We start from the raw sequence: 21,200 nt of genomic DNA, 5'->3' as shown, positions 1-21,200 counted from the left end.
GCGGGTGGATCGGGCCGGGTCGACGGGGGCTCGACCGGCTGGACCGAGGGTCACGAGGAAGGCCGGGCGACGGGATCCGAACGACAGCTGCGCGTCGGCCGGGCGGCCGCTCTCAGGCCGCCGTGGCCGGCTGGGGAGCCGCGGTGGCCCACTCCATCACCAGCCGCCGGTACTCCTCGCGCTGTTCGACGCTCAGTGTCCCGCCCGATCGGAGCCACAGGGCTCTGATCTCCTCGTTGACCTCGGCTGCCGATCGCTCGGTGGCTGATTCAACACGGGTGGACATGGTGTGAAGCATACGTCGCCGTAGGTGAAGGCGATGTGAGTAATCACGAGCCAACCGGACATATCGGACCGTGTTACTGATCACGTCCATCTGTCAAGCCCCGTAACGCATTTCACACCTCCGCCACACCCAGCACCAGCACCTGGATCGCCAACACCGCGGCTCCGCGCGCCCAGTCGTGGAAGTCGGAGACCTTGGTCTCCACGTCGAGCGGGGCCGCCAGCGGGTGCCGATGGGCGCGCAGTGTGTCCTCCACCACCGGCCCGGCCACGGCCATCAGACCGACACCCTCGCCGGCGAGCAGGATCTTCTGCGGCAGCACGAAGTTGGCGATCTGGGCGACCAACACACCCAGCGCACGGGCCGCTTCGTCGATCACCCGGGCGGACATGGGCTCACCGGCCGCGGCACCGGCGAGGATCTCCTCGTACGTGAGGTCCCGCCCGGTGCCGGCCCGGACCTGGTAGCGGATGCTGGGGATGGTCAACAGCGAGACGGCACTGCCGCGTTCACCGGTCGGCGTGAGCGGGCCGTTGGGGTTCAGGATCCAGTGGCGTCCGAAGCCGTGGTCCTCCTCGGCGTAGGGCACCCGCTTGCCGCCGAGGACCAGGCCGTAGCCGACGCCCGCGCCGATGGTGAGGACGACGAATCGGTCGAGACCGCGCCCGGCACCGAACCAGGTCTCGGCCTCGACGAACGCGGCCACGTCGTTCTCCACGACGACCGGCAACCCGGTGCGCTCCTCGACCAGTTCGGCCAGCGGAACGTCGCTCCACTGCAGGAAGGCCGACTCCCCCACCACGGCACGGTCCTGGACGAGACCGCCGACACCGACGCCGATGCCCGAGAGGGTGGGGAACCGGGCGGTGAGTTCACCGGTCATCTCGGCGAGCAGGTCGGCGACTTCGGCCGGGTCGTGGGTGGTGAGCGGTCGGTCGAGCCGGGCGACGATCTCGCTCCTGAGGGTGGTGACGACGCCGTAGACCATGTCCTCGGTGACCTTGAACCCGAGGAAGGTGCGGGACTCGGCGACCACGTCGAGGGGTTGCGAGGGACGGCCCTGGCGGACTTCGGCCGGAGTGCCGCCGTCGGGGACCTCGACCAGCAGGCCGGATTCGATCAGTGGCTTGGTGAGCCGGGTGAGGCTGCCCGCCGAGAGGTCGAGCCGCCGGGCGATGTCGGTGCGCGACAGCGGACCGTGGACGAGCACCTCGATCGCCACGGAGCGTTCACCGGGGCTCAGCGGCTGCCAGCTGGCGGCACGTGTGGTCATGAGCGTCAGACTCCCACACGCAAGATATTTTTGCTCTAGAAATAATCTACCCACTCAACGACCGAAATCCCGCACAGAAAAGAAGCATGCAGGACTCTTGACGCCACGATTCTTTCGCGTCGAAAGTAAGTCACCCGAGGACGAGCCGTCGCAGACGAAGGAGTCTCCAGATGACCACCGCCTCAAACAGCCCCCCATTGCGCCCACCGCGGGCCCGTGAAGGCGGGGGCGACGGACGGCTTGCGGCGGTCTTCATCGCCCCGGCCCTGCTGGGCTTCCTGGTCTTCCTGCTCTGGCCGACCCTGCGGGGCATCTACCTGAGCTTCACCCGCTTCAACCTGCTGACGCCGGCGAAGTGGGTGGGCCTCGACAACTACGACCGAATGGTCCACGACCCCATCTTCTGGTCCTCGTTGAAGGTCACCGTCGAGTACGTGCTCATCAACATCGGCATCCAGACGGTCACGGCCCTCGCCGTCGCCGTCCTGCTCCAACGGCTCACCCAGTCCGCCCTGTTGCGCGGGATCGTGCTGACGCCGTACCTGATGTCGAACGTCGTCGCCGGCATCGTCTGGCTGTGGATCCTCGACACCCAGCTCGGCATCGGCAACGAGATCATCGGCGGGCTCGGCTTCGACCACATCCCCTTCCTCGCCGACAAGACCTGGGCGATCCCGACGATCGCCCTGATCAACGTGTGGCGGCACGTCGGCTACACCGCGCTGCTGCTGTTCGCCGGGCTGCAGGCCATCCCGGGCGACATGTACGAAGCGGCGAAGGTGGACGGCGCGAGCGAGTGGCGCATGTTCTGGCGGATCACGATGCCGCTGCTGCGGCCGGTCCTCGCGGTCGTGCTGATCATGACGGTGATCGGTTCGTTCCAGGTGTTCGACACGGTCGCGGTGACCACCGCGGGCGGCCCGGCGAACGCGACCAACGTGCTCCAGTACTACATCTACGGCTCCGCCTTCGGACGCTTCCAGTTCGGCTACGCGTCCGCGATGTCCGTGGCCCTGCTGATCGTGCTGAGCGCCATCACGTTCCTCCAGTACCGGCTCACCCGCGCCGGCCAGACCGACCTCGGCTGACCGGAAGGAGTCGACATGGCCACCCTGACCACCACACCCAACGTGCCCAACGCCCCTACGCCCACGGCAAAGCAGGAGGTCGTACGGCCGCCCCGGCCCCGGCCCTCCGTCGGCAAGGTCGCCGCCTGGGTCGCGATGGCCGCGATCATGCTGATCACCCTGCTGCCCTTCTACTGGATCCTGCGCACCGCGCTCTCCACCAACGCCGGGCTCGCCGCCCACCCCTCGGACCCGCTGCCGGTCGACTTCACCACCGGCGGTTTCGAGCGGGCGCTCGGCCTCCAGTCGACCAAGGAGGCGATCGCGCAGGGCGGTTCGGGCGGCGGGCTGAAGTTCTGGCGCTATCTGCTCAATTCGGTGGTCGTCTCGACCCTGGTCACCGTCTGCCAGGTGTTCTTCTCCGCGATGGCCGCCTATGCCTTCGCCCGGCTCCGCTGGCGCGGCCGGGACCGGATGTTCGGGCTGTTCCTGGCCGGGCTGATGGTGCCGGCGATCTTCACCCTGCTGCCGAACTTCGTCCTCATCAAGCAACTCGGGCTCGTGGACACCCTGTTGGGGATCGCGCTGCCGACGATGTTCATGACGCCGTTCGCGGTGTTCTTCCTCAGGCAGTTCTTCATGAACATCCCGCGCGAGGTCGAGGAGGCCGCCCTGCTCGACGGTGCGGGCAAGGTCCGCGTCTTCTTCCGGGTCCTGCTGCCGATGGCGTCCACACCGGTCCTCACCCTGGGCGTGCTGACGTACATCACGTCCTGGAACGACTACTTCTGGCCGCTGATGGTGTCCTACAGCGACAGTTCCCGCGTGCTGTCGGTGGCGCTGGCCATCTTCCGCTCACAGACCCCGCAGACCGGCTACGACTGGTCGGGCCTGATGGCGGCGACCCTCATCGCCGCGCTCCCGATGCTCGTCCTCTTCGGGGTGTTCGCGCGCCGCATCGTCAGCTCCATCAGCTTCACCGGAATCAAGTAAGGGGCAGGGCATGCGATTTCGTACGGTCATGGCATTGACCGGGGCGCTCGCGCTGTCCCTGACGGCGGGCTGCGCGAAGGGCGACTCCGTGGGGTCGGCCTCGAACACGGTGACGTACTGGCTGTGGGACTCCAACCAACTCCCCGCCTACCAGGCCTGCGCGAAGGGCTTCGAGCAGCAGAACCCCGGACTCAAGGTGAAAATCACCCAGTTGGGCTGGGCGGACTACTGGACCAAGCTCACCGCGAGCTTCATCGCGGGCACCCAGCCGGACGTGTTCACCGACCACATCCAGAAGTTCGGCCAGTTCGCCGACCTGAAGGTGCTCCAGCCGCTGGACGACCTCGACATCGACGCGTCCGCCTATCAGCCGGGTCTCGCCGCCAACTGGCAGGGCCAGGACGGACATCAGTACGGCACGCCCAAGGACTGGGACACGGTCGCCCTCTTCTACAACCAGAAGATGGCCAGGTCGGCGGGGCTGAGCGCCGATCAGCTGGGCAGCCTGTCCTGGAACCCGACGGACGGCGGCACCTTCGAGAAGGCCATCGCCCACCTCACCATCGACAAGAACGGCAAGCGCGGCGACGAACCGGGCTTCGACAAGCACCACGTCAAGGTGTACGGCATGGCCACCGGGGGCGCCGGTGACTCCGACGGTCAGACGACGTGGAGTCCCTTCACCGCCTCGGCCGGCTGGAACTACACGGACAAGACCCGCTGGGGCACGAAGTACCAGTACGACAGCAAGACCTTCCAGTCGACGGTCAAGTGGTACTTCGGCCTGGCGAAGAAGGGCTACCTCGCGCCGTTCACGGACTACAGCGACGGCGCCAACCCGCCCAACGTGCAGATCGCGGCCGGAAAGGCGGCGACCGCGTTCGACGGCGCCTGGATGATCTCCACGTACGCCGCGGCCAAGGGCATCAAGATCGGCACCGCATATACCCCTACCGGTCCGACCGGGAAACGGGCGACCATGATGAACGGACTGGCCGACTCGATCACCAAGAACGCCCCCAACAAGGCGGGCGCGCGAAAGTGGGTGACCTACCTGTCATCGGACAACTGCCAGAAGACGGTGGGGAGTTACGGCATCGTCTTCCCCGCGACCCCGGACGGCACGAAGGCCGCCGTCGCCGCCTACAAGAAGAAGGGCATCGACGTCACGGCCTTCACCCGGCCGGTCGCCGACAAGAAGGACTTCTCCACCTTCTCCTTCCCGATCACCAACTACTCGGCGGACGTGTACGCGTTGATGCGCCCCGCCATGCAGGACGTCTACGCCAACGACGCACCGGTCGGCGGCCTGGGCAAGACCAACAAGCAGATCAACTTCATCCTCGGTCAGTGACTCATCGGTCGACGACTCTTGAGTCAGTGAAATCCTCGTCAGAGAAGGACACGCACCTATGACGTTCTCCCTCGGCATCGTCGGAGCAGGCCAGTTCTCGGGCCAGTTCGCCAGACTGTTCCAGGCCCACCCGGGCGTGAGCGAGGTCTACGTGACCGACCTCCTGCCGGAGCGGGCGGAGCAACTGGCCGCCGAACAAGGGCTGGCGGGCACTTTCCCCTCCTACGAAGCGATGCTGGACTCGAAGGCCGTCGACGCCGTCGCGATCTTCACCCAGCGCTGGACGCACGGCCCCCTGGTCCTCCAGGGGCTCGGCGCCGGCAAGCACGTGTACTCCGCGGTCCCCATGGCGATCAGCACCGAGGAGATCGCGGCGATCATCGACGCGGTCAAGGCGACCGGACTGACGTACATGATGGGCGAGACCAGCCAGTACAACCCGGCGACCGTGCACGCCCGCAACCAGATCGCGGAGGGCGCCTTCGGGCGGATCTTCTACGCCGAGGGCGACTACGTCCACGACATGGATCTGGGGTTCTACGAAGCGTACCAGTACAGCGGCGGCGAGGGCTGGAAGGCCACCGCCAGCTATCCGCCGTTGCTGTACCCGACGCACTCGGTGGGCGGGGTGCTCGGCGCCTGGCAGACACACGCCGTGAGCGTGTCCGCGATCGGGGTCGTGGACGAGCGCGGGGACGGGGTCTTCGACCGCGAGGTCAGCCAGTTCGGCAACGACTTCTCCAACGCGACCGCGCTGTTCGAGGTGGCGGGCGGCGGTTCGTTCCGTACGAACGAGTTCCGGCGCGTGGGCTATCCCTCGCAGATCCGGGAGTCGCGTTTCCGGTTCTTCGGCACGGACGCGAGCATGGAGCAGCTCGCCACGGTGGCCTTCTGGCAGGACAAGAAGGGGGTGAAGGACATCAGCGAGCTGCTGGAGCCCAAGCCCACCATGTCTCCTGACGATCCGTCACTCCAGCACATCGCGCCGGACCTCCGGGCCGCCTTCACCTCCGGATCGGCGCCCGTGCACGACCGGTCGCGGCTGCCGCGGGAGTTCGACAACCTGCACAACGGCCACGAGGGCAGCCACCACTTCCTGGCGGACGACTTCGTGACCGCGGTCAACTCCCGCACCCTGCCTACCGTGAACGCGTGGGTCGCGGCCCGCTACACCCTGCCGGGCATCGTCGCGCACGACTCGGCACGGCAGGGCGGGGCGAGGCTGGAGATCCCGGACTTCGGGGACGCGCCCGAGTAACGGCGTTGGTACGCAGGCCGGGTGACTGACTGTCAGGTGCCCGGCTTGCGGCCGTAGACGAAGACGTCGTCGCCGTTCTTCAGCAGCGACCAGTACTTCTTCGCGGTGGTCGGGGTCATGTTGACGCAGCCGTGCGAGCCCGGCGGGTTCCACATGCTGAGGTTGACCGAGTGGAAGGCCTGGCCGCCGTCGAAGAACTGGCTGTAGGGCATGGGCACGTTGTAGATGTTCGAGACGTGGTCGATGTCCCGCCAGTAGATCTTCTTCAGACCGGTGCGGGTCTCGTAGCCGTTGCGGCCGGTGCGCACCGGGACCGGGCCGTAGACGAGCCGGCTGCCGTCCTGGATCCAGCTGATCTGAAGGGTGAGGTTGACGCAGACGATACGGCCCTTGTTGGTCGGGCACTTGCCGGCCGCGTTGGGCTTGTTGCCCACGGCCTTCTGCTTGTTCATCAGGTCCATCACACCCCAGGTGACGGAGCCCGCGTAGCCGATGTTCGGCGTGATGCCGTGCTTGGTCTGGAAGGCCCGGATGGCCTTGCAGTCGGCGGCGGACTGCTTGCCGTCGACGGGCCGGCCGAGGAACTTCTCCACCTGCTTCTGATACGGCCCCGCCTGCGTCGTACAACTCGCCGCCGCCTGCGCCGGCACGCTGCCCAGCGCGAGCGTGAGCGGTGCGACCAGCCCGGTGATACCGAGTGCTATGGCACCCCGTCTGCGTATGTCCCCCATGACCTGCCCTTTCCCTTGCCCCGGTACTGCGATCTCTGCCACCTAGACAGGTGCGCAAGGGTAGGGGTTGTAGGGCGGGTCACGCTGCGACGAAACGGTGACATTCCTCGCCACTCAGGTGCCCCGCCGGCAGCCGCCGGCCGTACGCGACCAGGAGCAGGTCCTGGGCCCGGCCGTGCAGGGGCGTGCCGGTGCCGAAGGACCAGTCGAGGTCGTCGGCGCACAGCCGTACGCCGTCGAGGTCGGTCCCGAAGAGGCGGAACGCCCTGGGGTCGACGGCGTTCAGGACGATCCGCAGGCGGTCCTCGGGAACACAGCGGTCCAGGCCGAGCGCGACCGTGCTGTCCAGGCCGTGCACGACGTCGTGGCCGAGGGCCGCCGCGATGCCGCCGACGGGTGGTTTCCAGGGGTGGTGGGCGTGCTCGCGGAGGAAACCGGTCAGTTCCCGGTCGGTGTGATCGGCCGCGTCCCGGCGGGCCAGCCGGTCGGTCGTGCGGTGCAGACTGCCACGCGACTTTGCCAGTTCCCACAGCACCCGGCCTGTCGGGTACCGGAAACCCATGGACAGATGTGCCACGACCTCACGCACCCGCCACCCCGCGCACAGACTCGGCGCCTCCCACTGCGCGGGCGTCAACGTGTCCAACAGGTCGGCCAGCTCCTGGCGTTCGGCCGCGATGGCCGTGGTGATGTCGTTCGTCGTGGTCCCCATGTGTCCAGGGTCCCGGCGCCTGATCCATAAGTCCAAGAGTCAGTCCGTCTCACAACTAGCATTGCTGGTTATGGAGTTGAGGCAGCTGAGGTACTTCGTGACGGTCGTCGAGGAGGCCGGCTTCACCCGGGCCGCCGAGCGGTTGCATCTCGCGCAGCCCGGGGTGAGCGCGCAGATCCGGCAGCTGGAAAGGGAGTTGGGCCAACCCCTGCTGGACCGGTCGGGGCGGACGGTTCGGCCGACGGAGGTCGGCGCGGCCGTACTCCCGTACGCGCGTGCCGCTCTCGCGGCCGTCGAGGGGGTGCGGCAGACGGCGGCGGAGTTCGGCGGGCTGCTGCGCGGGCGGGTGGCGATCGGCCTGGTGCCCGGAGCCCTCGGCCATCACATGGACGTGCCCGCGCTGCTCGCCGACTTCCATGACGCGCATCCGCAGGTGGAGATCACCCTCACCGAGGACACCTCAGACCGGATGCTCGCCGCGCTGCGCCACGGGGAGCTCGACATCGCCGTGGCGGGCCTGCCGGACCCCGAGCCGCCACCCGGCCTCGCCCTCCGGATCGTGATCGACGAACCCCTGGTCGCTGCGGTGGCGCCGGGCCATCCCCTGCTCGACGAACACGGCGGTCGTACGTCCGTCCCGCTGACCGCGCTGCGCGGGCATCGGTTGATCAGCCTGCCCAGGGGGACGGGGGTGCGCGGAGTCCTGGACCGGTTGTGCGCGGAGGCGGGCTTCCGGCCCAGCGTCACCTGTGAGGCGGCGGCCCCGGACGCGCTGCTGCGGCTCGCGGAACGGGGGCTCGGGGTGGCCGTGGTCCCACGCCCGCAGGACGCCTCCGAGACCACGACGGCACCGCCAGAGCCACAGGCGCTGCGGATGCTCCGTATCGACGATGCCCGGGCGCGGGGGCGGGTCGCGGTGGTCTGGCGCACGGACGGCCCTGCGGGACCGGCGGCGCGGACGTTTCTGGAGGCCTTGCGGGAGAGGTTGCCCGGACGGGAGTAGTACGGGTTGTCGGTCCACTTTCCTCGGAGTGGACCGATACCCGGACCGCCGCCTCCGCCTACGCTGCCGCCCATGCACCCCACCCTCGCCGACGATCTCGCCCGGCTCCCCGAACTCCTCCAGTCCGCCCGTGACTTCGCCGCCCGTGAGCTGGCCGGTGTGGACGAGCGGCCGGTCGTCCACACCGGGAAGGCACCCGATCATGACCCGTTGCCTGCCGACGGGACCGGTGCCGAGGGTGCTCTCGCGCGGTTCGCCGAGCGCTGGGCGCCCGGTTTCTCGGGGTCGGCGGGACCGCGCTACCTCGGGTTCGTGACGGGCGGTGCGACGCCCGCGTCGGTCACCGGGGACTGGCTGACCAGTGCGTACGACCAGAACGTGTCCGGCGCGGCCGGTTCCTGGGCGACGGCCCTGGAGCGGGAGACGGTCGGCTGGCTGAGCGAGCTGTTCGGACTGGGCGAGGCGCACTCCGGGGCCTTCGTGACCGGTGCGACCGTGTCCAACACGGTGGGGCTCGCGGTGGCCCGCGAGTGGCTCGGTGAGCGGCTGGGCGTGGACGTGTCCCGGGACGGGGCCGTCGCGCTCGGCCCGGTGGACGTGCTCTCCGGGAGCCCGCACTCCAGCATCACCAAGGCGCTGTCCGTGCTGGGCATCGGCCGGGACCGGCTGCGGCAGGTGCCCGTGCTCGCCGGCAACCGCGAGGCCGTCGACGTGGCCCGACTCGACGCCGCCCTGGCCGGGTTGGGAGGCCGTCCGGCGATCGTCGTGGCGAACGCCGGCACCGTGAACACCGTCGACTTCGACGACCTGCGGGCCATCGCCGCCCTCAAGGAACGGCACGACTTCTGGCTGCACGTGGACGCCGCGTTCGGCGGTTTCGCCGCCCTCTCCCCCGCTTACGCGCACCTCGTCGATGGACTCGACGCGGCGGACTCCGTCTGCGTCGACCTGCACAAGTGGCTCAACGTGCCCTACGACGCGGCCGTCCAGTTCACCCGCCGCCGCGACCTGCAGACCCGCGTGTTCCACAACTCCTCGCCGTACCTCGGCCTGCCGACCGGCGACCCGGACTTCCTCCATCTCACCCCGGAGAACTCCCGTCGGCTGCGCGCCCTCCCGGCCTGGTTCTCCCTCCTGGCCTACGGCCGCGCCGGGCACCGCGAGATCGTCGAGCGCAACGTCGCCCTCGCCCACCGCCTCGGCGAAGGCATCGCCGCGCTCCCGGCCCTGCGGCTGTCGGCACCGGTCCGGCTGAACGTCGTCTGCTTCACCCTCTCCGAGAACCCGACGCAGGAACGGGTGGCCGCGCTGGCGGAGGCCGTCGCCGCCTCCGGCGAGGCGTTCCTGACCCCGACGGTGTACGACGGGACGCCCGCGCTGCGCGCCGCGTTCAGCAACTGGCGTACGTCCGGGGCCGATACGGACCGGGTGCTGGCGATGCTGGCTTCACTGCCCCTCTGAAAGGGCCCGCCGGAAGCCGGTGTTGACCGCGGTGAGGCCGCCGTCGACGTTCAATGCCGTGCCGGTGATCCAGGAGGCGTCGCGCGAGGCGAGGAACGCGACGGCCGCCGCGATGTCCTCGGGCTCACCGACCCGGCCGAGCGGATACAGCCCGCGTACGGCGTCCAGGTCGTCCTCCCGCCCTTCCCAGGCGGAGGTGCGGACGGTGCCCGGCACCACCAGGTTGACCCGCACACCCCGCTTGGCCGCGTGTCCGGCGAGGGTGCGGGTCAGGGAGGCGAGTCCGGCCTTGGCGGCGCTGTAGGCGTGGTTGCCGAAGTCCTGAATCCCGTTCACGGAACCGATGTTGACGACGGCTCCGCGTCCGGAGGCGGCCAGGTGCGGCAGGGCCGCACGGCAGCAGCGGTACGGTCCGGTGAGCGTGATGTCGATGTCGCGGGCCCACTCGTCGTCCGGCTCGTCCTCGAAGAGCGGGTGGTCGGGGGTGCAGTGGGCCGCGCTGTTGACCATGACGTCGAGAGCCCCGAACGTCCCCACGGCATGGGCGACAGCCCGCTCCACCGCCTCCCGGTCCCCCACGTCGCACCCGAACGCCTCGGCCCCGAGCCCGAGTTCACGCAGTGCCGCCGCCGTCTTCTCCGCCTCGGCCGGATCGACGTCGGTCACCAGCACCCGCGCGCCCTCCTCGGCGAGCCGCCGCGCGACGGCCGCGCCGATGCCGCGGGCCGCACCGGTGACGAGAACTCCGTAACCCTCGAAGCGCCTTGAGTCAGTCATGGTCCCGAACGTACTGCCGTAACGATCAACTCGGCAGATACCGTGCGGGCATGAACGCGTTCATACAGCAACTGCCCGCGCTGATCGGTGTGGTGATCGGTGCGCTCGGTTCGTACGTGGCGATCGTGCGGGGTGAGCGGGTGAGGTTCCACCGCGAACGGGAGGCCCGTTGGGAGGAGCGGCGGCTCGCGGTGTACACCGATTACGCACGGGTCCTGAAGAGGACGGTCACCCTCACCTACCGAGTGGCGTCCCACTTCCGCAACGACCCGCATCCACATCCCCTGTCGCCCGACGAGGCGGCCCCGCTGATCGCCGAGGCCGCGCTGGCCCGCGACCCGGCCGGAGAGACACTGCTCATGCTGGGCAGCCCGGAGGTGGTGGCGAAGGCCCGGGTCTGGGTCACCTCGGTGCTGGCGATGGAGCGGTTCCTGCGCGACGGCACGCACGATCCGGAGGCGTGGCAGGATCTGCTGGAGCGGCAGCGGGAAGGGCGCCAGGGCTACTACGCGGCCGTACGTGATGATCTGGCCCTGCCGCCAGGTCACTCGGCCGCGTGGGTGCTGCCACCCGTGCACCCCGTCTGAACTCACCGGTAACCGGTCGCATCCGCCGGTTTCCCCACGTCCTGCACCTCCACCAGATACCGCCACGCGTCCGGCCGACTCCCGTCGAGATCCGTGAAGCCGTAGACCGGGGCGAGTCCGCCGCTGGACAGCGACTGCCCGTTCCAGCGGGCCACTTGGGGGTCGGTCGCGAGGGCGGTGACGGCGCGGCCCACGTAGCGCGGGGTCTCCGAGATGGCGAAGTGGGGGACGCGGTCGAGGGCGTCGCGCCAGTTCTCCTCGCGTACGCCGAACTGGTCGAGCATGATCTCCGAGCGCAGCCAGCCCGGGGTGAGCGCCACGGCGGTGGCGCCGCGCGGGCCGAGTTCGTGGCCGAGGGCGAAGGCCATGCGCAGGACGGACGACTTGGCGAGGTCGTAGAAGAAGGAGACGCGGTAGGTGTCGCGGTTGTACTCGGCGGTCCCGTCGGTCATCTCGACGACCAGGCCGCCGGGCCCGCGCAGCAGCAGAGGCAGGGCGTGGTGGCTGGTGATCGCGTGGGTCTCGACCGCGAGCCTGAGGAGGCGGAGCCCCTTGTCGAGGTCGTGTTCCCAGACCGGGGTGTCCCAGGCGAAGAGGTGCTCGCCGCCCCAGATGTCGTTGACGAGGATGTCGAGGCGGCCCTGTTCGTCGTCGATGCGGTCGACGAGGGCCCGTACGGCCGAGGGGTCCAGGTGGTCGGTGGGTACGGCGACGCCCCGGCCGCCGGCCGCGGTGACGAGGTCGGCGGTGTCCTCGATCGTCTCGGGCCGTTCGTACTCGGAGCGCCGGGCGCGGGTGGAACGGCCGGTCACATAGACGGTGGCGCCGGCCGCGCCCAGCTCCACGGCGATCCCGCGTCCCGCTCCGCGCGTCGCCCCGGCGACCAGCGCGACCTTGCCTTCCAGTGGGCCCGGCATGTCCGACCTCCCGTGTTCGTTCGACGTGTGTCATGTCGATCGTGCACGCGAAGCCGGACATCTTCTGTCGGGATTGCGTCCGGGACCTCAGTGCCCCCGCGCGATCCACTCCTCCAGGTGCGCGGACTCCGCGCCGATCGTCGTCGAGTCGCCGTGTCCCGTGAGCACCTTCGTCTCCGGCGGGAGGGTCAGGAGGCGGTCGCGGATGGAGTCGATGATGGTCGGGAAGTGGGAGTACGACCGTCCCGTGGCGCCCGGGCCGCCGTGGAAGAGGGTGTCGCCGGTGAAGACCGTGCCGAGCCCGGGGTCGTAGAGGCAGACGGCGCCGGGCGCATGCCCCGGTGTGTGCAGGACCTTCAGGTCGGCGCCCGCGGCCTCGATCACCTGGCCGTCGGCGAGATGGGCGTCGGGGTCCCGGTCGGGGTGGGTCTGCTTCCAGAGGGGCAGGTCGTCGGGGTGCAGCCAGATCGTGGCGCCGGTGCGGTCCGCGAGGGCGGGGGCGGCGTCGATGTGGTCGTTGTGGGCGTGGGTGCAGATGATGGCGGTCAGTCTGCGCTCGCCGATCGCCGCGAGGATGGCGTCGGCGTCATGGGCGGCGTCGATCACGACGACCTCGTGGTCGTCGCCGACGATCCACACGTTGTTGTCGACGTCCCAGGTGCCGCCGTCGAGCGTGAACTGCCCGGAGGTGACGAGGTGTTCGATGCGCGCGGCCATCAGAGCACCACCACCGAACGCAGCACATCCCCGCCGTGCATCCGCTCGAACGCCTTCTCCACCTCGTCGAGTTGGACCGTCTCGGTGACGAACGCGCCCAGGTCCAGGCGGCCTTGCTGGTGCAGGTCGATCAGCATCGGGAAGTCGCGGGAGGGCAGACAGTCGCCGTACCAGGACGACTTGAGGGAACCGCCGCGCCCGAAGACGTCCAGGAGCGGGAGTTCGAGCTTCATCTCGGGCGTCGGAACGCCGACGAGGACGACCGTGCCGGCGAGATCACGGCCGTAGAAGGCCTGCTTGTACGTCTCGGGGCGGCCGACCGCCTCGATGACGACGTCGGCGCCGAAGCCGCCGGTCAGTTCGCGGATCGCCTCGACGGCGTCGGACGTCTTGGAGTTCACGGTGTGCGTGGCGCCCATCGAGCGGGCCTTCTCCAGCTTGCGGTCGTCGATGTCGACGGCGATGATCCGTGCCGCGCCCGCGAGCCGGGCCCCGGCGATCGCCGCGTCGCCGACCCCGCCGCAGCCGATGACGGCGACGGTGTCACCGCGCCCGACGTTCCCGGTGTTGATCGCCGCGCCGATACCGGCCATCACCCCGCAGCCGAGCAGCCCGGCGACTGCCGGGGAGACGGTCGGGTCGACCTTGGTGCACTGGCCCGCCGCGACCAGCGTCTTGTCGGCGAAGGCGCCGATGCCGAGGGCCGGGGAGAGCTCCTGGCCGGTCGAGGCGAGGGTCATCTTCTGCTCGGCGTTGTGGGTGTTGAAGCAGTACTGCGGCCGGCCGCGCAGACAGGCCCGGCAATTGCCGCACACCGCTCGCCAGTTGAGGATCACGAAGTCACCCGGGGCGACGTCGGTGACACCCTCGCCGACCGACTCCACGATTCCCGCCGCCTCATGGCCGAGCAGGAAGGGGAAGTCGTCGCTGATGCCGCCCTGCTTGTAGTGCAGGTCGGTGTGACAGACCCCGCAGGCCTGTACCTTCACCACGGCCTCACCGGGGCCGGGGTCGGGTACGACGATCGTCTCGACCCGGACCGGTTCGTTCTTTCCCGGCGCGATCACGCCGCGCACTTCCTGCGCCATGGTCCTGAACCCTTTCGTCGATCGTTGTCCCTGCCTGAGACCCTACGCGTGACTGATCGGTAAGGGCACGACGGCGGCTCGACACCGTCGGCGGCGGCCGACGTAGCCTGAATGCTCCGACCGCATCCCGAGGAGCGCCGTGGCCATCGCAGGGACTCGGAGCGGACCGCCGGCCTGGCGGCTGCTCCTCGACTACGTACGGCCGCACCGCTGGGCCCTGTTGGCGGGCGCGCTGCTCTCGCTGGTCACCGGCGGTACGGGGCTGCTGCTGCCGCTCGTGGCGCGGGGACTCATCGGCGATCTGTCGCACGACCGGACGATCACCGGGGCGTTGCTCGCGATGTCGGCGCTGGTGGTCGCCAACGCGGCGCTGGGCGCGCTGGGTTCGTATGTTCTGCGGCGCACCGCCGAGTCGGTGGTGCTCGGCGCGCGGCGCGCCCTGTCGTCGTATCTGCTGCGGCTGCGGATCAGCGCGGTGGACCGCAGCGAGCCCGGCGACCTGATGGCCCGCATCACCTCCGACACCACACTGCTGCGCGAGGTCACCACCGATTCGCTGGTCGGCCTCGGCACCGAAGGGCTCATCCTCGTCGCGACCGTGGTGATGATGGGTCTGGTCGACCCCGTGCTGCTGGCCGTCACCCTCGGCGTGATCGTGGGCGCGGGCACCGTGCTCAGCGTGATCGTGCCGCGCATCAACCGGGCCAGCAGGCAGGCGCAGGACGCGATCGGCGTGATGGGCGCCTCGCTGGAGCGGATCCTCGGCGCGCTGCGCACGGTGAAGGCGTCCGGCGCCGAGGACCGCGAGGAACGCACCCTGCACGCGGCGGCGGAGGAGTCGTGGCGGCAGAGCATCCGCGCCGCCAAGTGGACGGCGGCGGCGGGCAATACGGCCGGTCTGTCGATGCAGATCGCGTTCATCACCGTCCTCGCGGTGGGCGGGGCACGGGTGGCGACGGGTGCGATCGACGTCGGCACGCTGGTCGCGTTCCTCCTCTACGTCTTCTACCTGATGATGCCCATCCAGCAGGTCGTCGGCGCGATCACGCAGTACCAGACGGGCGCCGCGGCCCTCTCCCGCATCCAGGAAGCACTGCAGCTCCCGGCCGAACCGCCGTCCCTGCCCGCCCAGTTGCCCTCACCCGGCGCCGAACCCGCGGCACTCGCCTTCGACGACGTCCGCTTCCGCTACGCCGACGACCTGCCCTACGTCCACCACGGCGTGACCTTCGAGGTGCCGGCCCAGGGCATGACGGCGTTCGTCGGCCCGTCCGGCGCGGGCAAGACCACCGTGTTCTCCCTCATCGAGCGCTTCTACGACCCCGAGTCCGGCGCCATCACCCTCGACGGCCGGGACCTCGCGGACTGGGAGCTGTCCGGACTCCGGTCCGCCATCGGCTACGTGGAGCAGGACGCGCCGGTCCTGTCGGGCTCCCTGCGCGACAACCTCCTCCTCGGCAACCCGGACGCGAGCGCGGACGACGTCACCCGCGTGCTGAAGACGACCCGCCTCGACGGCCTGGTCGCCCGGCTGCCGAAGGGCCTCGACACCCTGGTCGGCCACCGCGGCACCCGCCTCTCGGGCGGCGAACGCCAGCGCGTCGCCATCGCCCGCGCCCTGCTGCGCCACCCGCGCCTGCTGCTCCTGGACGAGGCGACCTCGCAGCTGGACGCGGTCAACGAGGCGGCCCTGCGCGACACCGTCGCCGATGTGGCCCGTACGACGACGGTCCTGGTCGTCGCGCACCGGCTGTCCACGGTGACGATGGCGGACCGGATCGTCGTCATGGACGCGGGCCGGGTCCGCGCGGTGGGTACGCACCGGGAACTGGTGAGCGCCGACCCGCTGTATGCGGAGCTGGCGGCGACCCAGTTCCTGGCCACGACGGGCTGACCCGTGGCACGGCTGAGGGCCGCCCGTGTCCGGACGGCCCTCAGGGTCTGTGTGCTGCGCGGTCCCGCTACTCGACGGCGGGGAGGAGTCCCGTGACCGGCGCGGCCATGTCGGTGACCTGGTGCAGCTGCTGGAGGTCGTTGAGGTGGTTCAGCGCCTTCATCTGGTCGGCGACCTTCGGGATCTGTGCCTGGTGCTCGGCGGGGATCTCGCTCACCGCGAGCGAGTCCAGCAGGGCGACCGGGCTGACCTTGCCGTCCTTGAAGGCGGGCGCTTCGGCGGCGTTCGCCATCGGCGCGACGAGGCCGGTGACCCCGACGGCGAGACCAACGGCGGCGGCAATACGTCGTGTTGAGATCATGCTTCCAGCAACGCGGACGGCAGCCGCACGGTCACGGGCGCCGGGCGCCGCTCACCCGTCAGGAGGAGTGCGCCCCTGCGTTTGCCGACCCGGGCGCGACGGAGGAGTCTCGTAGGAGAGGCCCGCGCGGCTCGCTCCTGTTCGGGCCGCGGCCCTCCGAGGAGGTCACCATGGGCACCGCGGCACGCCCCGGCTTCGACACCGAAGCCCTGCGCCGGGGCATCGAAGATCACACAGCGGCGACACTTCTGTCGCTCTACGCCGACGACGCGGAGATCCACGTCGTCGACCACCAGACCCAGCCCAGCAACCCCAAGGTCCTGCACGGCCGGGACGAGATCGGCGCCATGCTCGCCGACGTCTACAGCCGCGACATGACGCACAAACTGGAGGAGTGCGTCGTACAGGGAGACCGAGTCGCCTACAGCGAGTCCTGTCAGTACGCCGACGGGACCCGGGTCCTGGCCGAGTCGATGCTCGTACTGGACGGCGGCAAGATCACCCGGCAGACGATGATCCAGGCATGGGACGGATAGCTGGATGGGTGCCGAGGGTCCGGGTCACCACCCGGCTGACCTGGACCTTCTCGGCGAGGACGGTACCCGCAGGACCCGCTAGGACTCGACGGCGAGCACCAGTTTCCGCAGCAGGTCTGCGAGCGTCCGCCGCTCTGCTGGGTTCAGTGCTGCGAGCAGCGCGAGCTCGCCCGCTTCCTCCGCCGCCACATGCTCCTCTAGGACTGCGTATCCGGCGTCGGTGAGCCGCACCCGCACCCGCCGCCGGTCCCCCGTCTCATGGGTACGAACGATGAGCCCCGCCTCCTCGACGGCCGCCAGCCTCGCGGAGAGCGCCCCACGGGTCAGCCCCAGCAGCTCCGCCAGCCGTGACGGGCTCGTCTCGTACGGCGGCCCGAGCCTGCGCAGCATGAGCAGCACCTTGAACTGCCACTGCTTGAGCCCGTCGGCGTCGAGCACCTCCCGCCGCGTCTGACCGGCATGGCGGGCCAGGATCGCCAGCCGGAAGAAGATCTCCTCCTTCACCGGGTCCATCCAGGCGAGTTCCTTCACCCAGAGCGCCACGTGCCGGTCGACCGAGTCCTCCACGTCTGCCTCCCGCAGTGGTTTTCTTGTGGATAGTTTTTCGCATAACTACCTTCCCCGTCATGACATCCACAGCGAACGCGGTCATCCCCGTCGAGGAACTCATCGCAGCGGCCCACGAGTTGAGCGTCACGGGACGATGGGAGCGCGCCTCGCGCCTGCTGGACGCATGCGCCGCCGACGAACCGGACGCGCGGGCGCGGATCGCCCGCGCCGCTGCCCAAGTGGCCCTGGAACAGGACTGGTTCGCGGGTACGGACACCGCGACGGCACGTATCGAAGCGGCCGAGAAAGAGTTCCCAGGCGGCGACTGGGACATGGACTTCGCGCGGCTGCGGAACACCTACCGACGGCTGCTCGTCGTGGACGGCCGACTCCGGCTGGGACCGGACGGGAAGGACCCGGAAGCCCTCGCCTCCCTGCTCCGCGAGGCGGAGGCGCTGCGGGACGACGCCCCGGACGAGGGCCGCCGGGGCTGGGCGGAGATGTACCTCGGCCTGATCACGGACAACCACTTCGCCGACCTGGCGGGAGCACCCCCGCACTACGCGTCCGCACTGCGCGCCGCCGAGTCGGGCGACGACCCGTTGCTGGCCCGCGAGGCCCTGCGCCACCTCGGCGACCACGACCACGACGCCGGTGACCACGGCCTGGCCCTGGAGCGCTGGCGCCGGGCGACCACGCTGGGCGCCGGCGCGGGCACGGTCCCCGGCACGCTCTCCCAGCAGCTGCTGCTCGCCGTGCTGGCCCGGGACTCCGGCGACGAGGCCGGGGCCAGGGCACTCGCGACGGAGATCGCCCGCTGGGCGCAGGCCATCGGGGCGCCACGCCTGGCGGCACAGGCCCGCAACTTCCTGACCGGTGTCGACCCGACGGCACCGCCCGCAGAGAGCGGGTCCTGACGGCCGTGGACCTCTCGGTTAGGCTGTTCGTGGGTCGTGACTGGCGCTGAGGTGGAGCACCACCGTGGAGCGGCCCACGCGGAGTCGATGCCGTGCGCCTGGGCGATTGGTCAACCAGCTCAGGAGTGGATCATGTCTCAGGCACGGCTCATCGACGGTACGGCGCTCGCCCGGCGCATCGTCGAGGACACCGCGAAGCAGGCCGCCGACCTCACGGAACGCACCGGTACGGCGCCCTGTCTGGCGACGGTCCTGGTCGGCGCGGACCCGGCCTCCGTCACCTACGTCCGGATGAAGCAGAACCGCAGCCGCAAGGCCGGCATCGAGTCCCGGCACGTCGAACTCCCCGCCACCACGACCACCGCCGAACTGGTCGCCACCCTCACCGCGCTCTCCGCCGACCCGACCGTGCACGGCATCCTGCTCCAGCACCCGATGGGCGAACACATCGACGAGCGGGCCGCATTCGAGGCGATCGCGCCGGAGAAGGACGTCGACGGCGTCACCTTCGCGTCCTTCGCGGCGATGAGCTTCGGCCTGCCGGGCTTCGTGTCCTGCACGCCCGGCGGCATCATGCGACTGCTCGACGAGTACGACGTCGACCCGTCCGGCAAGCGGGCCGTCGTCGTGGGCCGCAGCGCGATCCTCGGCAAGCCGGCCGGCATGCTGCTCCTGGCCCGCGACGCGACGGTCACCTACTGCCACTCCCGCACCCGCGACCTGTCGGCGGCGGTCCGCGAGGCGGACATCGTGGTCGCGGCGGTGGGCCGCCCCCGGCTGATCCGCGGCGAGGACATCAAGCCGGGCGCTGTCGTGCTCGACGCCGGCTACAACGCGGGCAACGTCGGCGACGTCGACTTCGACTCCGCCGCCGAGCGCGCCTCGCTGATCACACCGGTGCCGGGCGGCGTCGGCCCGATGACGATCGCCACGCTCCTCGAACAGACCGTGACGGCCGCGGCCCGGCAGCTCGGGGCGTGATCAGCGCGTCCACGCGCTGTAGTCCATGACGTCCCCGGCCTTGACGCCGTACTCGGGCTGGTCCTTCGTGAAGGTGCTCTCCATCCCGAGAACGGCGCCGGTGGCCGGATCCATGATCAGCATCAGACGGCTGCCCGGCTGGCGATACACATACGCCTCCCCGCGCCGTCCGAGGCGATCGATCACCTCCCCCACCGGCCGCAGCCCGTCCGCCCCCGCGAGCAACCGCGCCAACGCGGCCGACTCCCGCGCCCCGAGCGTCCAGTGGTCCAGCAACTCCCCCACGACGGAAAGGAGTTCGGGGGTGGTCAACGGAGTCTTGCTGTACGCCGTCTCCTGGAGGTACGCCCGCAGTCCCGCGACATCGTGTGGGGGCCGGGCATCGGGCGGGACATCGCTCCAACTCGGCGGATACGTCGTCTCCTTGAGGACATGCCCGTCCTCGACGACACGTTCCGTGTGACTGTCGTCCGCGTTCCATCGAACGATGCGTTCCTCGGGGATGGTGACCGGCGGTTTGTCGTCGGACATGCCGAGGCTCCACGACTGCACGTGAGTCCCCTTGCGCAGAACGGGAGTTCCGTCGACCGCGACCGCCGCGGCGAGGGCGGCGAGCTGTTTCAGGGACACGGGCGTGGAGTGCGCCTGCACGACCAGGGGGCGGGGCGCCGCCACGGCGGGAGTACTGCTCGGCCCACTCAACAGCAGCGTGAACACGGTCGCCACTACGGCGACTCCGGCCACGAGACTCCAGAGCAGCCGGCGACGCCCGGTCCGCCGTTCGTGCAGCAGCTGGTTGAGCCGACGCTCGGCGTGGTGGTCGAGCGGTCCGTCGCCGTACACAGGCCCGTCGGCCGTGAACGGGTTGGCGCTGCCGAGGAGTTCGAGTTCATCAGCCATGGCGACGGTCCTTAGAGGGGCGGTGCGTGAAAAGCGCTTCAGCGGCAGCGTCCCAAAGGGGCGCGGGGAACTGCGCGACCAGCCACAACGGCGCCGCAGCCAATCGGCAACGCATCACGGCATCCCTCCAGCCACCGCACTCAGTCGATCGATCTCCGCTCTCAATCGACGCCGCGCCCGATGCAACCGCATGGCCGCAGCCCGCACACCGCACCCAAGGACAACGGCGACCTCCTCCACACCCAGCTCCTCCCACGCCGTCAGCCGCAGCACCTCCTGATCGGCCGGGGACAGCCGCGCGAGCGCCTCGTGCACCCAGCCACCGGGCGCCTCGGCACCGGGCCCCGCCGCGACCTGCCGCCCGTGCGCGTTCTCGTCATTGCCCAACCGGTCGACAAGGCGGCGCCGGCGCCCATATCCGCGCACCGCGTTGGCCAGACAGTTGCGGGCAACGCCGTACAGCCAGGGCAGCGGGACCGGCGGCAGATCCGCACGGCGGCGCCAGGCGACGGTGAAGACCTCCGCCACCACTTCCTCCACCTCACCGCTCCGCCCGTCCAGTCGCCGGGCAACGTAGCGGCTGACCGCCCAGTAGTGCTCGCGATAGGCAGCGGCGAAGATCTCGTCGTTGCTCATGTTCCGATCGTGTCCGGCACCCGGGCGATCGTCACACCCGTTTTCGTGATTCTCGTCGCGCCCGTCGAGTGTGACGTGCGGGCGGGGCGCGGACACAGGCGGGGCGTGAGAGACCTCAAGAGCATCAAGTGGCTGACGACCACGGATCACAAGACGATCGGCACGCTGTATCTGGTCACGTCGTTCGCGTTCTTCCTGATCG

The 21,200-nt window shown here is 70.0% G+C and carries 23 protein-coding genes, 1 pseudogene and 1 riboswitch; of the genes and pseudogenes, 12 read left to right on the top strand and 12 right to left on the bottom strand.

Annotation, left to right across the window (positions count from 1 at the left end; genetic code table 11):
- Positions 1–112 precede the first annotated feature (112 nt).
- Positions 113–298 carry a hypothetical protein gene (locus OC490_RS16370; RefSeq protein ID WP_019067850.1) on the bottom strand — a complete coding sequence of 62 codons (186 nt, stop codon included), beginning with the start codon at positions 296–298 and terminating at the stop codon, positions 113–115.
- Between the two features lie 100 nt (positions 299–398).
- On the bottom strand, positions 399–1,559 hold the full coding sequence (locus OC490_RS16365) for an ROK family transcriptional regulator (protein WP_262058670.1): 1,161 nt from the start codon (positions 1,557–1,559) through the stop codon (positions 399–401).
- Between the two features lie 170 nt (positions 1,560–1,729).
- Between OC490_RS16365 and OC490_RS16360 the strand changes: the two genes are divergently transcribed.
- The 4 genes from OC490_RS16360 to OC490_RS16345 are packed head-to-tail and all read left to right on the top strand — an operon-like array spanning position 1,730 to position 6,231.
- Entirely contained in the window at positions 1,730–2,647 is a 918-nt protein-coding gene (locus tag OC490_RS16360; RefSeq protein WP_262058669.1) for a carbohydrate ABC transporter permease, read from the top strand.
- A 15-nt stretch (positions 2,648–2,662) separates the two neighbouring features.
- On the top strand, positions 2,663–3,619 hold the full coding sequence (locus tag OC490_RS16355; RefSeq protein ID WP_262058668.1) for a carbohydrate ABC transporter permease: 957 nt from the start codon (positions 2,663–2,665) through the stop codon (positions 3,617–3,619).
- A gap of 10 nt (positions 3,620–3,629) precedes the next feature.
- The gene (locus OC490_RS16350) at positions 3,630–4,973 is read left to right on the top strand and encodes an ABC transporter substrate-binding protein (protein ID WP_262058667.1); all 1,344 of its coding nucleotides are present in this window, start codon (positions 3,630–3,632) and stop codon (positions 4,971–4,973) included.
- A 58-nt stretch (positions 4,974–5,031) separates the two neighbouring features.
- Complete coding sequence (locus OC490_RS16345; protein ID WP_262058666.1) at positions 5,032–6,231, top strand: Gfo/Idh/MocA family protein; 1,200 nt, start codon at positions 5,032–5,034, stop codon at positions 6,229–6,231.
- 32 nt (positions 6,232–6,263) lie between these two features.
- Here OC490_RS16345 and OC490_RS16340 read toward each other — a convergent pair whose 3' ends face one another.
- Complete coding sequence (locus OC490_RS16340; protein ID WP_262058665.1) at positions 6,264–6,962, bottom strand: L,D-transpeptidase; 699 nt, start codon at positions 6,960–6,962, stop codon at positions 6,264–6,266.
- Positions 6,963–7,041: 79 nt separating this feature from the next.
- Positions 7,042–7,674 carry a maleylpyruvate isomerase family mycothiol-dependent enzyme gene (locus OC490_RS16335; protein WP_262058664.1) on the bottom strand — a complete coding sequence of 211 codons (633 nt, stop codon included), beginning with the start codon at positions 7,672–7,674 and terminating at the stop codon, positions 7,042–7,044.
- A gap of 70 nt (positions 7,675–7,744) precedes the next feature.
- Between OC490_RS16335 and OC490_RS16330 the strand changes: the two genes are divergently transcribed.
- Positions 7,745–8,677 (top strand): LysR family transcriptional regulator, encoded by a 933-nt coding sequence (locus OC490_RS16330; RefSeq protein WP_262058663.1) that lies wholly within the window; start codon positions 7,745–7,747, stop codon positions 8,675–8,677.
- A 72-nt stretch (positions 8,678–8,749) separates the two neighbouring features.
- Complete coding sequence (locus OC490_RS16325; RefSeq protein WP_262058662.1) at positions 8,750–10,138, top strand: pyridoxal phosphate-dependent decarboxylase family protein; 1,389 nt, start codon at positions 8,750–8,752, stop codon at positions 10,136–10,138.
- Here OC490_RS16325 and OC490_RS16320 read toward each other — a convergent pair.
- On the bottom strand, positions 10,124–10,915 hold the full coding sequence (locus OC490_RS16320; protein ID WP_262058661.1) for an SDR family NAD(P)-dependent oxidoreductase: 792 nt from the start codon (positions 10,913–10,915) through the stop codon (positions 10,124–10,126). The genes OC490_RS16325 and OC490_RS16320 overlap by 15 nt on opposite strands.
- A gap of 50 nt (positions 10,916–10,965) precedes the next feature.
- On the opposite strand from OC490_RS16320, the gene OC490_RS16315 reads away from it, so the two are divergent.
- The gene (locus OC490_RS16315) at positions 10,966–11,502 is read left to right on the top strand and encodes a SurA N-terminal domain-containing protein (protein WP_262058660.1); all 537 of its coding nucleotides are present in this window, start codon (positions 10,966–10,968) and stop codon (positions 11,500–11,502) included.
- Between the two features lie 2 nt (positions 11,503–11,504).
- Here OC490_RS16315 and OC490_RS16310 read toward each other — a convergent pair whose 3' ends face one another.
- From OC490_RS16310 to OC490_RS16300, 3 genes are all read right to left on the bottom strand, one after another.
- Positions 11,505–12,419, bottom strand: a complete 915-nt coding sequence (locus tag OC490_RS16310) for an SDR family oxidoreductase (RefSeq protein ID WP_262058659.1) — start codon at positions 12,417–12,419, stop codon at positions 11,505–11,507.
- Positions 12,420–12,506: 87 nt separating this feature from the next.
- The gene (locus OC490_RS16305; RefSeq protein WP_262058658.1) at positions 12,507–13,136 is read right to left on the bottom strand and encodes an MBL fold metallo-hydrolase; all 630 of its coding nucleotides are present in this window, start codon (positions 13,134–13,136) and stop codon (positions 12,507–12,509) included.
- Positions 13,136–14,224, bottom strand: a complete 1,089-nt coding sequence (locus OC490_RS16300; RefSeq protein WP_262058657.1) for an S-(hydroxymethyl)mycothiol dehydrogenase — start codon at positions 14,222–14,224, stop codon at positions 13,136–13,138. Before OC490_RS16300 ends, OC490_RS16305 begins: the two co-directional genes overlap by 1 nt.
- A 139-nt stretch (positions 14,225–14,363) precedes the next feature.
- On the opposite strand from OC490_RS16300, the gene OC490_RS16295 reads away from it, so the two are divergent.
- Positions 14,364–16,118 carry an ABC transporter ATP-binding protein gene (locus tag OC490_RS16295; RefSeq protein ID WP_262058656.1) on the top strand — a complete coding sequence of 585 codons (1,755 nt, stop codon included), beginning with the start codon at positions 14,364–14,366 and terminating at the stop codon, positions 16,116–16,118.
- Positions 16,119–16,185: 67 nt separating this feature from the next.
- Here the strand turns inward: OC490_RS16295 and OC490_RS16290 are convergent, their stop codons facing one another.
- Positions 16,186–16,479, bottom strand: a complete 294-nt coding sequence (locus tag OC490_RS16290) for a hypothetical protein (RefSeq protein ID WP_262058655.1) — start codon at positions 16,477–16,479, stop codon at positions 16,186–16,188.
- A 170-nt stretch (positions 16,480–16,649) separates the two neighbouring features.
- Here OC490_RS16290 and OC490_RS16285 point away from each other — a divergent pair, with 170 nt between their 5' ends.
- Positions 16,650–17,015 carry a nuclear transport factor 2 family protein gene (locus OC490_RS16285; protein ID WP_262058654.1) on the top strand — a complete coding sequence of 122 codons (366 nt, stop codon included), beginning with the start codon at positions 16,650–16,652 and terminating at the stop codon, positions 17,013–17,015.
- Between the two features lie 78 nt (positions 17,016–17,093).
- Here OC490_RS16285 and OC490_RS16280 read toward each other — a convergent pair whose 3' ends face one another.
- Positions 17,094–17,582: a MarR family winged helix-turn-helix transcriptional regulator gene (locus OC490_RS16280; protein ID WP_262058653.1), complete on the bottom strand. Its 489-nt coding sequence runs from the start codon at positions 17,580–17,582 to the stop codon at positions 17,094–17,096.
- Positions 17,583–17,641: 59 nt separating this feature from the next.
- On the opposite strand from OC490_RS16280, the gene OC490_RS16275 reads away from it, so the two are divergent.
- Together OC490_RS16275 and OC490_RS16270 are read left to right on the top strand one after the other, a co-directional pair.
- Positions 17,642–18,481, top strand: a complete 840-nt coding sequence (locus tag OC490_RS16275; protein WP_262058652.1) for a hypothetical protein — start codon at positions 17,642–17,644, stop codon at positions 18,479–18,481.
- Positions 18,482–18,507: 26 nt separating this feature from the next.
- A riboswitch (ZMP/ZTP riboswitch) is annotated at positions 18,508–18,592 on the top strand.
- A gap of 21 nt (positions 18,593–18,613) precedes the next feature.
- Positions 18,614–19,462 carry a bifunctional 5,10-methylenetetrahydrofolate dehydrogenase/5,10-methenyltetrahydrofolate cyclohydrolase gene (locus OC490_RS16270; RefSeq protein WP_262058651.1) on the top strand — a complete coding sequence of 283 codons (849 nt, stop codon included), beginning with the start codon at positions 18,614–18,616 and terminating at the stop codon, positions 19,460–19,462.
- Here the strand turns inward: OC490_RS16270 and OC490_RS16265 are convergent, their stop codons facing one another.
- Positions 19,463–20,362, bottom strand: coding sequence for a CU044_5270 family protein (locus OC490_RS16265; RefSeq protein ID WP_262058650.1), 900 nt, complete (start codon positions 20,360–20,362; stop codon positions 19,463–19,465). It abuts the gene before it with no gap.
- 114 nt (positions 20,363–20,476) lie between these two features.
- On the bottom strand, positions 20,477–20,998 hold the full coding sequence (locus OC490_RS16260; RefSeq protein ID WP_262058649.1) for an RNA polymerase sigma factor: 522 nt from the start codon (positions 20,996–20,998) through the stop codon (positions 20,477–20,479).
- Positions 20,999–21,007: 9 nt separating this feature from the next.
- On the opposite strand from OC490_RS16260, the pseudogene OC490_RS16255 reads away from it, so the two are divergent.
- A pseudogene (locus OC490_RS16255) lies at positions 21,008–21,200 on the top strand (cytochrome ubiquinol oxidase subunit I); the annotation flags it as partial.

Source organism: Streptomyces sp. STR69, assembly GCF_024519455.1.
GTDB lineage: Bacteria > Actinomycetota > Actinomycetes > Streptomycetales > Streptomycetaceae > Streptomyces.
Note: the sequence above shows the minus strand (reverse complement) of the source record. Positions and strands in the feature narration are given on the sequence as shown.